Origin of the sequence: Serratia sp. CY47280 (assembly GCF_052168655.1) — a bacterium.
Classification (GTDB): domain Bacteria; phylum Pseudomonadota; class Gammaproteobacteria; order Enterobacterales; family Enterobacteriaceae; genus Serratia; species Serratia bockelmannii.
Map to the genome: position 1 here is coordinate 240,131 of NZ_JBJNMG010000003.1, position 15,019 is coordinate 255,149.

Sequence of the window (15,019 nt, forward strand, 5' to 3'; positions counted from 1 at the left end):
AGGGAATGCAAACAATAAACAGGATGTTTTAGATTACCCCAGCGGCAGCGCCATCACGATCGCGTCTTCGCGGCCGTGGGCGCTCGGGTAATAATTGCGGCGCACGGTGACCTCGTTGAAACCGAGATCTTCATACAGCGCGATCGCCGCCTGGTTGGAAGCACGCACCTCCAGCCACAGCGTAACCACGCCGCGGCTCTCCAGCTGTTCGATCACCGCGTTGAGCAGCAGGCGGCCAAAGCCCCGGCGCTGGTACTGCGGATGGATGGCGATGTTGAACAGCGTGGCTTCGTCCAGCACGATCTGCGTGATGGCGAACCCCGCCATCGCCCCGTCGGCGCTCAGCTTCAGGTTAAGGTAGCGATCGCCCTGATTGCTGGCGAAGGTGGTTTCCGTCCAGGGAAAAGCGTGGCTGGCTTGCTCAATGGTGAAGGCCGTGGCCAGATCGGCCGCCGTCAGGGTAGAAATCGTGTTCATGATGACAAATCTGCTGCCAGAGGGCGCGTTTGGCCCCCGCGTCTTGGGAAAGCTCGGCCAGCGCCGGGCTGTGTAGCTGCGCGCCGGCGACCGCAAGCGGTTCCGCCACGCCCAGCCGCCAACTGTTGCATGCGGTCTCTTCAGGCAGCATCGCCGCCTGTTCCGGCGTCAGGCTGTAAGTTTGCGCCGGCGTCAGCCCCAGGCTGTGCAGCACGTCGCAAAACAGCGGATCGTCGGGCGCCGGCAGCGTCTGCGCCACCACCAGCAGGCGCGTCTCGGGCGGCAGACTGACCGCCACTTCGCCCTGCAACACGCCCGGGCGGCGCAATGTCCACTGCGTAATACCCAGTTGTTGTAACAGCCAGTCGCGTTTTGATGCCATGCCGATTCCTACCCGTTGTGGTGCGCCATGCCTGCCATGCGCCGCGCTATGCTAACAAACCCGCGCAGCCCGCGCCAACAAACCCGTCGAACATATCGCCACAAAGCTCTATAATCCCCGGTCTCATTTCCAGGAGCCAATATCTGATGTCTGCATTAACCCCCGCCAGTGAAGTCATGCTGCGCCACAGTGATGAATTTATCGAACGCCGCGTGCTGTTTGCCGGCGACCTGCAGGACAGCCTGCCGGCCCAATTCGAGGCCGCGGACGTGCGCGTCCACACTCAGCAATACCATCACTGGCAGTTACTGAACCGGACGATGGGCGATAACGTGCAGTTCGGTTTGACCGTCGATCCCGCTTTCGTCGCCGACTGCGACACGCTGGTTTACTACTGGCCGAAGAGCAAGCAGGAAGCGCAATTCCAGCTGTGCAACCTCCTGGCGCTGCTGCCGGTGGGCGCGGACGTGTTCGTGGTCGGTGAAAACCGCAGCGGCGTGCGCAGCGCCGAGCCAACGCTGGAAGGCCACGTCACGCTGGTGAAAATCGACAGTGCGCGCCGCTGCGGCCTGTATCATGGCCGCCTGGACGCGCAGACCGAGTTCGACCTGAACGACTGGTGGGACAGCTATCAGCTGCACGATCTGGAAGTGAAAACGCTGCCGGGCGTGTTCAGCCGCGACGGTCTGGACGTCGGCAGCTCGCTGCTGCTGTCGACGCTGGAAAAACACATGAAAGGCAAGGTGCTGGACATCGGCTGCGGCGCCGGCGTCATGGCCTCGGTAATGTCCAAGCTGTCGCCGAAGGTGAAACTGACCCTCAGCGACGTCAACGCCGCCGCGGTGGAATCCAGCCGCGCAACGCTGGCCGCCAACGGCATCGAAGGCGAAGTGATCGTCAGCAACGTTTACTCCGACATCACCGGCCGTTTCGACATGATCATCTCCAACCCGCCGTTCCACGACGGGCTGCAGACCAGCCTGACCGCTGCTGAAACCCTGATCCGCGGCGCGGTGAAGCACCTGCCGATCGGCGGCCGGCTGCGCATCGTCGCCAACGCCTTCCTGCCCTACCCGGACATTCTGGACGCTACCTTCGGCAGCCACGAAGTGCTGGCGCAGAACGGCCGCTTCAAGGTGTATCAGGCCACCGTCGGCCGCCCGCCGCGCGCGCCGAAGAAGAAATAATTCGCCGTTGGCGGAAGACGACAGAGCGCGGTCTGAGGCCGCGCTTTTTTTTAACCGTTGATGTAGGTCATCGACTCGGCGCCGTAGCGTTCGCCGGCCGCCGCACTCAGTGGGAACACCGCGTCGATCGCCGCCAGCTCAGCCGCGCTCAGCGTTATCTCCGCCGCCGCGACGTTCTCTTCCAGATAGCGACGGCGTTTGGTGCCGGGGATCGGCACGATGTGCTCACCCTGCGCCAACACCCAGGCCAGCGCCAGCTGTGATGGCTTGACGCCCTTCTGCGCCGCCAGCTCACCCACCTTCTCCACCAGCGCCAGGTTGCGGGCGAAGTTTTCCCCCTGGAAACGCGGGTTGCTGCGGCGGAAATCGTCCTCGGCCAAATCCTCCGGCCGCCGGATAGCGCCGGTAAGAAAACCGCGCCCTAACGGGCTGTAAGGCACAAAACCGATGCCCAGGCGCTCACAGGCCGCCAGCACGCCCTGCTCGGCGTCGCGCGTCCACAGTGAATACTCGGTCTGCAGCGCGGTGATCGGATGCACCTTATGCGCCCGCTCCAGCGTGGCGACCGACGCCTCGCTCAGGCCGATGTGGCGGATCTTGCCTTCGCGGATCAGATCCGCCATCGTGCCCACGACGTCCTCGATCGGCACCTGCGGATCGACCCGGTGCTGATAATAAAGATCGATCTCCTCCACGCCCAAGCGCCGCAGGCTGCCCTCGACGGAACGCCGGATATACTCGGGCCGGCTGCTGACGCCGCGCGCCGAAGGATCCGCCGGATCGCGCAGGATGCCGAACTTGGTGGCCAGGAACACCTGTTGCCGTTTGCCTTTGATCGCTTCCCCCACCAGCGCTTCGTTGGTGTGCGGGCCATACATGTCGGCGGTGTCGAGCAGCGTGACGCCCAGCTCCAGCGCCCGGTGCAGCGTGGCGATGGCTTCTTGCCGATCGGCGCCGGTGGAGTAGAAGTCGCTCATGCCCATGCATCCCAGCCCCAGGGCGGAGACGACGGGACCGTGGGAACCCAGTTTACGTTGTTGCATTGTGCTGCCCTCATGCGGTGAATGGATAACGCAGCAAAGTCTGGTTGTTTACACTACAAAGATAAATAATGCAGATTGCACATCACTGTTCAAAAATCACCAACAATCCGGAGTGGACATGGATCAGGTTCAAGCCATGCGCATTTTTACCCGCATCGTCGAACTGGGCAGCTTCAGCCGGGCGGCCGAACGCCTGCAGCTGCCGCGCGCCACGGTCAGCAACGCGTTAAAACGGCTGGAGCAGCGGCTGGGCGTTCGCCTGCTGATCCGCACCACCCGCCAGGTACAGGTGACCAGCGAAGGCAGCCTCTACTATCAACGCTGCGTGCAGTTGCTGGGGGCACTGGAGGAGGCGGACACGCTGTTCAGCCACCATAAGCTGCAGCCGTCCGGCAAGGTGCGCATCGATATGCCCCATTCGCTGGCGCGCCAGATCGTCATTCCGGCGTTGGACGACTTTTACCAGCGTTATCCCGACATCACCCTGGCGCTGGGTGCCAACGACACCCACGTCGATCTGTTGCGCGAAGGCGTTGACTGCGTGCTGCGCGCCTGGGAAACCGAAGACGACAGCCTGGTGGCGCGGCGCATCGCCCAGTTGCCACAGATCACCTGCGCTTCCCCCGCTTACCTGCAGGCCTGCGGCACGCCGCTCGACATCGATAGCCTGGCGCCGCACCGCGCGGTGGGGTATTTTTCGCTGGCCAGCAACCGCGATTACCCGCTGGAGTTCTGCCGCGGCGGCAAGCTGGAACTACGCGAACTCCCCGCCCGGCTGAGCGTCAGCGGCGCCGACGCCTATATCGCCGGCGCGCGAGCCGGCATGGGATTGATACAGGCGGCGCGCTATTCGCTTGCCCCCTGCCTGGAACAGGGCGAACTGGTGGAAGTATTGACGGACACGCCGCCCCCGCCGATGCCGATTTACATCATGTATCCGCCTGGCCGTTTCCTGGCGCCACGGGTCAGGGTGTTGATTGATTGGCTGATTTGGCTGTTTGACCAGCAGAAAAGCGGCGATATGGCTGTTTTTCCAGCAAACACCCGCAAAGCGGGGAAATAACTGTTGACGTGCCCGCCAAAATCTCTAGAATTCGCCTCCGTGGTAACGTTACTCCGGTAATGTTTCTGGTACGCGAAGGTGGCGGAATTGGTAGACGCGCTAGCTTCAGGTGTTAGTGTCCTTACGGACGTGAGGGTTCAAGTCCCTCTCTTCGCACCAAATAACCACATGATTTATATTGCACTCAGCATCGATGCGAAGGTGGCGGAATTGGTAGACGCGCTAGCTTCAGGTGTTAGTGTTCTTACGGACGTGAGGGTTCAAGTCCCTCTCTTCGCACCACGCTGGCGACGTAATATAAATCAAAGCAACAACATCGACTGTGCGAAGGTGGCGGAATTGGTAGACGCGCTAGCTTCAGGTGTTAGTGTCCTTACGGACGTGAGGGTTCAAGTCCCTCTCTTCGCACCAATTGATGATCTCTCCGGTAGTGTCCTCGAAAAAATCCCAACGCATTGATGAACAACACGCCTAAGCGTGGTTTTGCCGTTTCCGGCGTTTACGTGAAGCTGAAGTTGAGGCTGATTGCCGCCAGGCCGCCCGCCAGCGCCATGCAGGAAGGCAGCAGCAGATAGTGGCGCAGCCGGCTGTTGAACAGCATCACCAGCGTCGCCAACATCGCTATCACAATCAGGGTGCGTAACTGCATCATATTCAGATCGATCAAGGCCAACAGCGGCATCAGCGCGCACGGCAGCAAAACGCCCCAGGCGCTGGCCAAGCGATCGCCGAGGCACCAGCTGACGCCCCACAGTCCACACGCGGCAATCATGGCAGTGAGCATGACAACCCCCTTCAAGTGATAATGATAACCAATATCATATAACACTTTTTTGGCCGCCGCATCATTTTCACTGCGGTGACCAAACCCAGATGACACCAGCAGGAAAAAATGATAATTTGACATAAGAAAATTCCTAGTCCTGTTTGCATGATAATAATCACAATCCTCAACCATGCAATTCAAGTGGATATTCGCGCCAAGGGAATGCTTCTCAACCTTAATTATTCGACAGAACGACTTTGCAAAGAGTGACCTCCGTATGAACGCCCGTTCTTATCAGGAATTACTGAACAGCAAGCAGCGCCTGGCATTATTTCTTTTTCTGATAATGAATGCCGCCTCTTCCGTATTTACATTATTGTTCCCTTTTAGGGATACGCCCGCATTTACCCTACCTTTATTATGTATACCGCTATTTTGTCTGGTAGCAGCGCTATTTTCTCTGCAAACGCCACGTAAATATTTGTGCAAACTCAACCTGTTCTCCAGCGTGCTTGGCCTGCTGTGGGCCGCACATATTTACGTTAAAAGTCAATATTGCTTGCCGAATAACCAAGATTTTTTATTAATTAGTTTGTTCAGCATCTTTTTTATCAGCGCTATTTCTCTGACGGATAACTTTACCGCCTTTTGTTTACACGCCGTGCCTTCCGCAATGGTGATCCTGGCTTTAGACGGCATGCATAATACCCTGCGGATATTATTCACCACGCTATTACCTATTATCGCTTTCTCCATTCATCACCTGATGTTGAAACGCAGTGAAATCTTTACCCACGCGCTGGTGGCCAACCTGTATAACGAGCGGGACAAATTCAATAATTTGAGCATGCTCGATCCCCTGACCGGCCTTTATAACCGGCGTGGCCTGGAAAATAAGATCACTATGCTGCTGGAACCGCAAACCGGCCGCCACTACGTGCTGCTGCTGGATATCGACCACTTCAAGGTCTACAACGACAGCTACGGCCACGCCATGGGCGACCGGGCGCTGGTGCAGGTAGCGGTCGCCATTCGCGATGCGGTACGTTCGCGCGACATCGTGGTGCGCTACGGCGGGGAAGAGTTTTTGGTGCTGCTGACCAACGTGCACGAAGGCTATGCGGCGCAGCTGGCCGAACGGGTGCGTCAACGCGTGGCGGAGCTGAACATCCCGCACGGCGCCAGTCCGCAGCACAGCGGCACGCTGACGCTCAGCGCCGGCATCTCCGCGCTGGAAAAACTGGACATCGAATCGGCGATAGGCGCAGCCGACGCCGCGCTCTATCTGGCGAAGCACAGCGGCCGCAACAATATTCAGCTGGCGCAAAACGTCGAGCCCGCCGCCGTTCACCCTTAAGCCGCCGCCGTAACGGCGCGGCGGCTGACATCAACACTTATACGGCTATACGGCGGTGGAACGCAGCCCGTTCAGCAACAGATTCAAACTGACCAAGGCTTGTTCCAGCCCCACGTCTTTTTCCGGATGATGGGCGACCCACAGCGCGGCATCCATCAGGCCGCCGTTGATTAAATGCGCCAGCGATTCCGGCTCGGCGACGGCGATGCGCCGCTGCGCCATCAAGGCCTGCAATGCGCCCGTCATCCAGCTGATGCACGCCAGCTTGCTGGCCCGCAGATATTCAGCTCCCAGCACCGAAGGTGAATCACGCAACAGAATGCGTTGCGCTTGCGGCTCCGTCATCATGATCAGATAACCGCGGCAACGCGCCGCAAAAGCCTCCCAGTCATCCGCAGTACTCGCGGTTATGTCAGCCAGATGCGCATCCATCTCCGCGTCTATCGCCTGCACCACCGCCAGGAACAGCCCCTTTTTATCGCCAAAATGGTGATAGAGCGCGCCGCGCGTCAGGCCGGCCTGGGCGGTGAGATCATCCATCACCGTCTCGGCATACCCCACGCTGCCAAACTGCCGGCGGGCCGCCGCCACCAGCTTTTGTCGGGTTTCTTCAATCATTTCGGTGCGCGCTTTACGTGCCATGGGTCCACTCCGCCTCATATTGATGACGTTATAATTGACATACGCCATGTATGTCAATTAACGTAACATACGTGGCGTATGTCAATGATGGACATTGAGCGAATACCGAGCCGCCAACATTCCGGAGCCCTTTCCATGGCAAATCCTTATTTCAAACTGTTCAACGCCCCGGGCAGCAAGGCGTTTTCCTCTGCCGGGCTAATCGCGCGCCTGCCGGTCTCGATGACCGGTATCGGCATCATCACCATGCTCTCGCAGGTACGCGGTTCCTATTGGTTGGCGGGTGCGGTGGCGGCGACGTTCGCCTTTTCCATGGCGCTGCTTGCGCCGCAAATCGCGCGCGCGGCGGATCGTCACGGCCAAAGCCGCGTGTTGCCGTATGCCACCGGGATCAGCGCGATCGCCCTGCTGCTGCTGTTGTTCTGCACCCACTATCGGGCACCGGACTGGACTCTGTTTGTCTTCGCCGCGCTCGCGGGCGGCATGCCCAGCATCTCCGCGATGGTCAGGGCCCGCTGGAGCGAAATTTATCGCGGCACGCCACAGCTGCACACGGCATTTTCATTCGAGTCCGTATTGGACGAGGTGGCCTTTATCGTCGGCCCACCGATCGCCGTGGGGCTTAGCGTTTCACTCTTCCCAGAGGCCGGCCCTCTGGTGGCCGCGCTGCTTCTGGTGGCGGGCGTTGCGGCATTCGCCGCGCAAAAAAGCACCCAGCCCCCGGTTTACGCCCACAATAACCAGCGGCAGCGCGCCATCCTGACCATGCCGTCGATGCAGATCCTGGTGCTGGCGCTGATCGCCCTCGGCACCATCGTCGGCACCGTGGACGTCATCAGCGTGGCCTTCGCCGAGCAGCAAGGGCAGCCGGCCGCCGCCAGCATCGTACTGTCGGTTTACGCGTTCGGCTCCTGCCTGGCCGGGCTGATTTTCGGCGCAATGAAGATCCCCGTCCCCTTGCCTCGTCTGTTCTTATACGCGGCGTTCGCCACCGCTTTCACCACCTTGCCGCTGCTGTGGGTGCACAATGTTTTAACGCTGGCGGCGTCGATGTTTGTCGCCGGATTGTTTTTTGCGCCGACCATGATCGTTGCCATGGGGCTGGTTGAAAACATCGTGCCGCCCTCCCGGCTGACGGAAGGATTGACCTGGATGGTCACCGGCCTGGGGATAGGCGTGGCACTCGGCGCCGCATTGGCGGGCCTGGCGATCGACGCTGCGGGGATAACGGCCGGCTTTGGCGTCACGCTCACGGCCGGCCTGGTCGTACTGCTGGTGGCGGCCGGCGGCTACCGCTTAATGCAGCGAACGCTGGCCTTGAAAGCGGCGTGAATCGCCCGCGCTAAGCGGTTTCCCAAATCGCCTTGCCCTGCCAGCGCCGTTCGATCGCCGTCAGAAACAGTTTCACCTTGGGGGAGAGATGGCGCCGGCTGGGATAGACGGCGCAGATCGGCGGCCCCGGGCGACAATAGCGCTCCAGCACCGGCACCAGCATGCCGGCCGCAATCTGCTCGCCGACCAGAAACGCCCCCACTTGGCACAGACCCGCCCCGGCGACGGCCGCATCCCGCAAGGCCTCGACGTTGTTGAAACGCATCCGGCCGCGCACCGGCTGTTCGTGCAGTTGGCCGTTGACCAAATAGCGCCAGGGCGCCGGCAGCCCCTGATGGCTGAAGACCAGCGTCTCGTGATCGCCCAACGCCTCCGGTTTCGCAGGCGTGCCGTAGCGCGCCAGATAGTCCGGCGCCGCGCAGGTGATCAGGCGATGCGGCGCGAGCACTCGCCGCACCAGCCGGCTGTCGTCGCTGCCGCCGACCCGGATAGCTACGTCGATGCCGTCGCGCACCAGATCGCTGTACTCATCGGAGAAGCTGACGTCGGCGTCCACCTCCGGCCACTGTGCCAAAAACTCCCGTAAAATCGGCAGGATATGCAACCGCCCCAGCGAGACCGGCAGATCCAACCGCAGCCGCCCGCGCGGGGTTTGCCGCCGCGTATTGAGCGCCGTTTCCGCCTCTTCGGCCTGCGACAGGATGCGCTGCGCATACTCGTAAAACACCGCGCCGTCTTCGGTCAGGCTGACGCTGCGCGTGGTGCGCTGCAGCAGCCGGGTCGCCAATCGCTCCTCCAATCGGTTCACGCATTTGCCCGCCGCCGATCGGGAGATACCCAGCCTCTCGGCCGCCAGCGTGAAGCTGCAGGCGTCGGCGACGCGGATGAACACCAGCAGGTCTGTCAGGTTATCCAACGGCATAGACGGTAAATTAGCCACGACTTGTCCCCAATGTTGCGCAATCAGGCCAGTTTATCAGCCATTTTGGCGCGGATACACTGAGGTTATTCATCTGTTGGGAGGATCCTTATGAATGCCTTACACGCCGACGGCGGCGCAAAACCCTGGCTGGCGACCTTCGCGGTCGGCCTGTCCACCTTTACCGTCGTCACCGCAGAAATGCTGCCCGTCGGGCTGCTGACTCCGATCGTCAGCACCTTGAACGCATCGATAGGCCGTGCCGGGCTGCTGATTTCCCTGCCGGCCCTGTTCGCCGCGCTGTTCGCCCCGCTGGTGGTGCTGGGCGCCCGGCGCACGGATCGCCGCAGCCTGTTGGTGGGCTTTCTGCTGCTGCTGATCGCCGCTAACCTGCTGGCCGCCGCTGCCACCTCCCTGGCCCTGCTGTTCGCCGCGCGCATCCTGCTAGGCTTTTGCATCGGCGGTATCTGGGCCATCGCCGGCGGGTTGGCGGAACGCCTGGTGCCGCCGGCCTCCGTCGGATTGGCGCTGTCCGTCATCTTCGGCGGCGTAGCGGCGGCCTCGGTGTTCGGCGTGCCACTCGGGGTGCTCCTCGGCGAAGCGCTGGGTTGGCGCATGGCGTTTCTGGCCGTCGCCGTCCTGGCGGCGCTGACCCTGCTGTTGCTGCTGTGCGTGCTGCCGTCGCTGCCGGTCACGCAGGCGATAAGCTGGCGGTCGTTCACCGCGCAGCGCGCGAATCGCCGACTGCTCCTTGGGCTGCTGCTGACGTTTCTGCTGGTCGCCGGCCACTTTATGGCTTACACCTTTGTTCGCCCGCTGTTGCAGACGGTCGCCGGCATCGAGGGCCGCTGGGTGGGGCCGCTGCTGTTCGCCTACGGCGTCGCCGGTATCGCCGGGAATTTCATCGCCGGCCAGGCCGCCGCCAAACGGCTGCGCCGCACTCTGGCGCTGATCGCCCTCGGGCTGGCGCTCGCCGTCCTGCTGCTGCCGCTGCTGGGCCACGCGCCGCTGAGCGGCAGTGCCTTCCTCCTGCTGTGGGGCATCGCCTACGGCGGCGTTTCCGTTTCACTGATGGCATGGATGCTCAAGGCGGCCCCCGACGCGGTAGAGGTCGCCTCTTCTCTGTATATCGCGCTGTTTAATCTGGCGATTTCCTGCGGTTCGCTGGCGGGTGGGCTGGTGGTGGATACCGGAGGCCTGACGATAAACGGCGTGCTGTCCGGCATGGTGCTGCTATTGGCGTTGGCGATCCTGATACGAACCCGCCCGCAGACGCTGGCAACGGCGGCGAAGGCCGATTCGCCGCCGGGTTGAATCAAGCGCGGCGCTGCCGCAGGCCGTAAACCAGCACCACCGCGAAGCACAGCAGCGGCAGCAGATAAGAGATCGCGGTGCTGTAACGATCGGCCAGCGCCCCCATAAAGTACGGCATGATGGCGCCGCCGACGATCGCCATGATCATAAAGGAGCTGGCGCGCTTGGTGTGTTTACCCAAATTTTTCACCCCCAGGGCGAAAATGGTCGGGAACATGATCGACATAAAGAAGAACACCGCGATCAGCGCCACCACCGATACGCCGTCGACGCTCAGCATCACCACGCCGCACAGCGCGATGTTGATCAGCGCATAGGCCGCCAGCAGCGTCGCCGGTTTGACTCGCCCCATCAGCCAGGTGCTGAAGAAGCGTCCGACCATAAAGCAGATCATGGCGATCGACAGCAGGTAAGAGGCGCTCTGGTTAGACACCTCGCGCCAGTGCTCGGTGGCGTAGTTGATGAAGAACGCCCCGACGCCCACCTGCGCCGCCACGTAGAAGAACTGTGTGATAACCCCGCCGACGAAATGCGGATGCTGCCACAATCCTTGCGCTATCACGCCGTGCACCGGTTTTTCCTCTTCGCGGATCGCCGGCAGCCGTGTGCGGCTGAACAACAGCGCGATCAGCAGCACCAGCGCGGCGATCGCCACATAGGTCATCTTCACCGCGCTCTGATCGCCGCCGCCGGTGGACTGGCTGGCGGAGAAGAACAGCGTGCCGCCGATCAGCGGGCCGATAAACTGCCCGAGGCCGTTGAACGACTGGGCCAGATTCAGCCGCCGTTCGGCGCCCTGCGCATCGCCCAGCACCGTGGCGTACGGGTTGGCCGCCGTTTCCAGGCAGCCCAGGCCGCTGGCGATAACGAACAGCGCGAACAGGAATACGCCGAAGCTGTTGGCCGACGCCGCCGGCACGAACAGCAGCGCCCCCAGCGCATACAGGCACAGCCCGACCAGAATGCCCGCCTTATAGCCCTTGCGATCCATAAAGTACCCGGCGGGCAGCGCCACCAGGAAATAGGCGCCGAAATAGGCCGCCTGCAGCAGCCCCGACTGCGCCTTGGTGACGTGCAACGTCTCCTGAAAATGTTTGTTTAATACGTCCAGCAGGCCATAGGACAGCCCCCACATGAAGAACAGGCTGGTGACCAGGATAAAGGCCCAGCGCAGATTGGCGGTCACGGGGACGCCCGGCTGCGCGGAGGCCGCACTTTTTTCAGCAAGCATGGTGATACCCTCGTATCGTCTGGCGATGATGATGTTGGCGTTATTGCTGTTGCAGAGAGAAAATCCGCGCCATTTCCACCCATTTTTCGCCCTGCGGCGTCCAGGGGGTGGCGGCCTGGTAGTGCCACATCAGCGCTTCCCATCGCTGTACTTCGGGGTTGTTCAGGCTGGCGGCGTCAAAACGCGCGGCGTCAAAATCGGCGCTGACCTCCACGATCATGAACAGCCGGGTGCCCAACCGGTAAATCTCCATGTCCAGAATGCCGTGCTTGCGCAAATGCGCGGCGATGCCCGGCCAGATGCGCTGATGATGCTGCTGGTACTCCGCAATCAGCGCCGGTGAGTCAATCAGATCGAGCGCCTGGCAGAAACGGCGCCGCCCTGCCGCCGCGCCGCTCACGTCAGCGCCCGATCGAGATGCAGGTAGCCGCCGTCCACCGATAGCCACTGCCCGGTGGTATGCGATGACCGCGACGACAGCAGAAACGCCACGGTATCGGCGATCTCCTGCGGCGTAGTCATGCGCTGCCCGAGCGGAATGCGCGCGGTGATTTTCTCCATCTGCCGCTGCGGCTCGGCGAAGGTGTTGAGCCAGCGCTGGTACTGCGGGGTGATCACCTCCGCCGGCACTACCGCGTTCACCCGCACCCCGTCATGGCGCAGCGACACCGCCCATTCGCGCGTCAGCGCCAGCACCGCGCCCTTGGCGGCGGTGTAGCCGCTGGTGCCCCCCTGCCCGCTGAGCGCGGTCTTAGAGGCGATGTTGACGATGGCGCCCCGGCTTTCCTGCAGCGCCGCCTGGCACAGGTGCGCCATCAGGTAGTAGTGCACCAAGTTCTTCTCCAGCGAGCCGACGAACGCTTCACGCCCCGCCTCCAGCCCGACGCCGTCATTGACCCCGGCGTTGTTCACCAGTCCGTCGATGCGGCCGAAGGTCGCCAGCGTCTGGCTGACCGCCCGGCGGCAGGCCGCCTCGTCGCACAATTCGGTGAGGATCACCTCGGTGCGCGGCTGCAGCCGCTGCAAATCGGCCAGCAGCGCCGCCTCCGGCGCGGCGTTGGTGACCAGCACCGGGATCGCCCCCTCCTCGGCCAGCACATGAGCAATCGCCGCGCCGATGCCGGCACCGCCGCCGGTGACCAGCACCACCTTATCTTGCAGATACAGATCCATAACCAGACTCCGTTAAACCGTAAATTCGCCAGGCGGTGCCGCCCCAAATCGCCGCCTGCTCGGCGGCCCCCAGCGTCGACAGCGCCCGTTCGCACAGTTGCACCACCTGGCGGTAGTCGCCGGCCAGCAGGCACACCGGCCAGTCGGAGCCGAACATCAGCCGCTCCGGGCCGAACGCCTCCAGCGCGGCGTCGAAGAACGGCAGCAGTTCTTCCGCCCGCCACCGGCCGCCCGGCGCCTCGGTGATCAGCCCCGATAGCTTGCAGGCCACGTGCGGCAGCGCCGCCAGCGGCCGGATTTGCTGCGCCCAGTGCCGCACGCCGCGCGCGATGTCCGGCTTGCCGAGGTGATCCAGCACCAGCCAGTGTTCGTCATGGCGGGCGGCGAACGCCGCCGCGGCCGCCAGATGCCGATGCGTCACCAGGATCTCGTACACATACCCGGCGCGCTGCAGCGTTTGCATGCCGCGTTCCACCTCCGGCCGCGCCAACCAGGCCGCCGGATCCGCTTCGTCCTGCACCTGATGGCGCACCCCGCGCAGCGCGCTGTAAGGCCGCAAGGCCTCCAGGCGCTGCGCCAGCTGCGGCGCGGCGATATCCAGCCAGCCCACCACGCCGCATACGCCCTCGCTCTGCTCAGCCAGCGCCAGCAGGGTCAGCGTCTCGTCCTCGCTGGGGCGCGCCTGCACCGCCAGCGCGCCGTCGAAACCGTGTTCCTGCAACAGCGGCCGCAGCCGGGGCGGATCGAAATCCTGCCGCAGCACCCGCATCCGCTCGTCGATCCACGGGTAGTGCCGTGGGTGATAGCGCCAGTAGTGCTGATGCGCGTCGATGCGCGGCATGCGATCCTCCCGCCTCACCCGCGGAACCGATACTGCTCGATCGACGACGGATGCATCTCGATCGAATAGCCGGGACGGCTCGGCGGCATGTAGGCCGCGCCGTTGATCACGCAGGGATCGACAAAGTGTTCATGCAAATGATCGACGTACTCGATCACCCGGCCTTCGTGGGTGCCGGCGATGCACAGGTAGTCGATCATCGACAGGTGCTGCACGTACTCGCACAGCCCGACGCCGCCAGCGTGCGGGCAGACCGGCAGCTGGTATTTGGCCGCCATCAGCATCACCGCCAGCACTTCGTTGACGCCGCCGAGACGGCAGGCGTCGATCTGCACCACGTCTACCGCGCCGCGCATGATGAACTGCTTGAACATGATGCGGTTCTGACACATCTCACCGGTGGCCACCTTGACCGGCGCCACCCCTTCGCGGATGCGGCGATGCCCTTCCACGTCGTCCGGGCTGGTCGGCTCTTCGATAAACCAGGGTTTGGCGAACGCCAGATGCTTCACCCACGGAATGGCTTCGTCCACTTCCCACACCTGGTTGGCGTCGATCATCAGCCGGCGATCTGGGCCGATCACCTCGCGGGCGATGCGCACCCGGCGGATGTCGTCTTCCAGATCGCGCCCGACCTTCAGCTTCAGGTAGGAGAAACCGGCGTCGACCGCTTCCTGGCACAGGCGGCGCAGCTTGTCGTCCGGGTAGCCCAGCCAGCCGGCGGAGGTGGTGTAACAGGGATACCCCTCCTGCAGCAGCCGCTCCAGGCGCCGTTCTTTGCCCTCGGCCCGCTGTTTCAGCAGCGCCAGCGCTTCCTGCGGCGTGATGCAGTCGGTGATGTAACGGAAGTCGATGCAGCGTACCAGTTCCTCCGGCGTCATCTCTGCCACCAGCCGCCACACCGGTTTGCCGACCGATTTGGCCCACAGATCCCACACCGCGTTGACCACCGCGCCGGTCGCCAGGTGAATGGCACCTTTGTCCGGCCCGATCCAGCGCAGCTGGCTGTCGCTGGTGAAGCGCCGCCAGAAGGCGCCCATATCGGCGGCGATCGTCTCCAGCCGCTCACCGACGATCTGATGCTCCAGCGCGCGGATCGCCGCGCAGCAGATCTCGTTGCCGCGGCCGATGGTGAACGTCAGTCCGTGGCCGCTGAGATCCGCGCGATCGGTCTCCAGGATCACGTAGGCGGCGGAATAGTCGGGATCCGGATTCATGGCGTCGGATCCGTCCAGCCCCAGCGACGTGGGGAAACGAATGTCTTCAACCCGCAGTGCGGTAATGGTGGTCAT

The 15,019-nt window shown here is 62.7% G+C and carries 16 protein-coding genes and 3 tRNA genes; 8 read left to right on the top strand and 11 right to left on the bottom strand.

What is annotated here, in order from left to right:
• Positions 1-33: 33 nt before the first annotated feature.
• Together rimI and ACJ8J4_RS15420 are read right to left on the bottom strand one after the other, a co-directional pair.
• Positions 34-477, bottom strand: coding sequence for a ribosomal protein S18-alanine N-acetyltransferase (gene rimI / locus ACJ8J4_RS15415; RefSeq protein ID WP_049294806.1), 444 nt, complete (start codon positions 475-477; stop codon positions 34-36).
• Positions 422-859, bottom strand: a complete 438-nt coding sequence (locus ACJ8J4_RS15420) for a DNA polymerase III subunit psi (RefSeq protein ID WP_197836238.1) — start codon at positions 857-859, stop codon at positions 422-424. Before ACJ8J4_RS15420 ends, rimI begins: the two co-directional genes overlap by 56 nt.
• Before the next feature lie 146 nt (positions 860-1,005).
• Between ACJ8J4_RS15420 and rsmC the strand changes: the two genes are divergently transcribed.
• A complete protein-coding gene (gene rsmC, locus ACJ8J4_RS15425) occupies positions 1,006-2,046 on the top strand; it encodes a 16S rRNA (guanine(1207)-N(2))-methyltransferase RsmC (protein ID WP_025305205.1) in 1,041 nt (346 codons plus the stop codon).
• Positions 2,047-2,096: 50 nt separating this feature from the next.
• On the opposite strand, the gene ACJ8J4_RS15430 is transcribed toward rsmC, so the two are convergent.
• Positions 2,097-3,089: an aldo/keto reductase gene (locus ACJ8J4_RS15430; protein WP_197836240.1), complete on the bottom strand. Its 993-nt coding sequence runs from the start codon at positions 3,087-3,089 to the stop codon at positions 2,097-2,099.
• 118 nt (positions 3,090-3,207) lie between these two features.
• On the opposite strand from ACJ8J4_RS15430, the gene ACJ8J4_RS15435 reads away from it, so the two are divergent.
• The 4 genes from ACJ8J4_RS15435 (at position 3,208) to ACJ8J4_RS15450 (ending at position 4,563) form a co-directional block, all read left to right on the top strand.
• Entirely contained in the window at positions 3,208-4,152 is a 945-nt protein-coding gene (locus ACJ8J4_RS15435; RefSeq protein ID WP_197836242.1) for a LysR family transcriptional regulator, read from the top strand.
• Between the two features lie 72 nt (positions 4,153-4,224).
• A tRNA-Leu gene (locus tag ACJ8J4_RS15440) sits at positions 4,225-4,311 on the top strand.
• 36 nt (positions 4,312-4,347) lie between these two features.
• A tRNA-Leu gene (locus ACJ8J4_RS15445) sits at positions 4,348-4,434 on the top strand.
• A 42-nt stretch (positions 4,435-4,476) separates the two neighbouring features.
• Positions 4,477-4,563: transfer RNA gene (locus ACJ8J4_RS15450), tRNA-Leu, on the top strand.
• Positions 4,564-4,651: 88 nt separating this feature from the next.
• On the opposite strand, the gene ACJ8J4_RS15455 is transcribed toward ACJ8J4_RS15450, so the two are convergent.
• Positions 4,652-4,936 (bottom strand): DUF1435 domain-containing protein, encoded by a 285-nt coding sequence (locus ACJ8J4_RS15455; RefSeq protein WP_141971089.1) that lies wholly within the window; start codon positions 4,934-4,936, stop codon positions 4,652-4,654.
• A gap of 259 nt (positions 4,937-5,195) precedes the next feature.
• Between ACJ8J4_RS15455 and ACJ8J4_RS15460 the strand changes: the two genes are divergently transcribed.
• On the top strand, positions 5,196-6,275 hold the full coding sequence (locus tag ACJ8J4_RS15460; protein WP_025305202.1) for a GGDEF domain-containing protein: 1,080 nt from the start codon (positions 5,196-5,198) through the stop codon (positions 6,273-6,275).
• Positions 6,276-6,320: 45 nt separating this feature from the next.
• On the opposite strand, the gene ACJ8J4_RS15465 is transcribed toward ACJ8J4_RS15460, so the two are convergent.
• The gene (locus ACJ8J4_RS15465) at positions 6,321-6,917 is read right to left on the bottom strand and encodes a TetR/AcrR family transcriptional regulator (protein ID WP_016929176.1); all 597 of its coding nucleotides are present in this window, start codon (positions 6,915-6,917) and stop codon (positions 6,321-6,323) included.
• Positions 6,918-7,052: 135 nt separating this feature from the next.
• Between ACJ8J4_RS15465 and ACJ8J4_RS15470 the strand changes: the two genes are divergently transcribed.
• A complete protein-coding gene (locus tag ACJ8J4_RS15470; RefSeq protein ID WP_025305200.1) occupies positions 7,053-8,249 on the top strand; it encodes an MFS transporter in 1,197 nt (398 codons plus the stop codon).
• A 10-nt stretch (positions 8,250-8,259) separates the two neighbouring features.
• Here ACJ8J4_RS15470 and ACJ8J4_RS15475 read toward each other — a convergent pair whose 3' ends face one another.
• Positions 8,260-9,171, bottom strand: coding sequence for a LysR family transcriptional regulator (locus ACJ8J4_RS15475; RefSeq protein ID WP_197824233.1), 912 nt, complete (start codon positions 9,169-9,171; stop codon positions 8,260-8,262).
• Positions 9,172-9,279: 108 nt separating this feature from the next.
• Between ACJ8J4_RS15475 and ACJ8J4_RS15480 the strand changes: the two genes are divergently transcribed.
• Positions 9,280-10,482, top strand: coding sequence for an MFS transporter (locus tag ACJ8J4_RS15480; protein WP_049204627.1), 1,203 nt, complete (start codon positions 9,280-9,282; stop codon positions 10,480-10,482).
• 1 nt (position 10,483) lies between these two features.
• Here the strand turns inward: ACJ8J4_RS15480 and fucP are convergent, their stop codons facing one another.
• The 5 genes from fucP to ACJ8J4_RS15505 are packed head-to-tail and all read right to left on the bottom strand — an operon-like array spanning position 10,484 to position 15,019.
• Positions 10,484-11,713, bottom strand: a complete 1,230-nt coding sequence (fucP, locus tag ACJ8J4_RS15485) for an L-fucose:H+ symporter permease (RefSeq protein ID WP_025305197.1) — start codon at positions 11,711-11,713, stop codon at positions 10,484-10,486.
• 40 nt (positions 11,714-11,753) lie between these two features.
• The gene (locus ACJ8J4_RS15490; RefSeq protein WP_043136092.1) at positions 11,754-12,113 is read right to left on the bottom strand and encodes an L-rhamnose mutarotase; all 360 of its coding nucleotides are present in this window, start codon (positions 12,111-12,113) and stop codon (positions 11,754-11,756) included.
• On the bottom strand, positions 12,110-12,886 hold the full coding sequence (locus tag ACJ8J4_RS15495) for an SDR family oxidoreductase (RefSeq protein WP_043136096.1): 777 nt from the start codon (positions 12,884-12,886) through the stop codon (positions 12,110-12,112). Before ACJ8J4_RS15495 ends, ACJ8J4_RS15490 begins: the two co-directional genes overlap by 4 nt.
• The gene (locus tag ACJ8J4_RS15500) at positions 12,864-13,727 is read right to left on the bottom strand and encodes an amidohydrolase family protein (protein ID WP_089196494.1); all 864 of its coding nucleotides are present in this window, start codon (positions 13,725-13,727) and stop codon (positions 12,864-12,866) included. Before ACJ8J4_RS15500 ends, ACJ8J4_RS15495 begins: the two co-directional genes overlap by 23 nt.
• Before the next feature lie 14 nt (positions 13,728-13,741).
• On the bottom strand, positions 13,742-15,019 hold the full coding sequence (locus tag ACJ8J4_RS15505; RefSeq protein ID WP_025305193.1) for an L-fuconate dehydratase: 1,278 nt from the start codon (positions 15,017-15,019) through the stop codon (positions 13,742-13,744).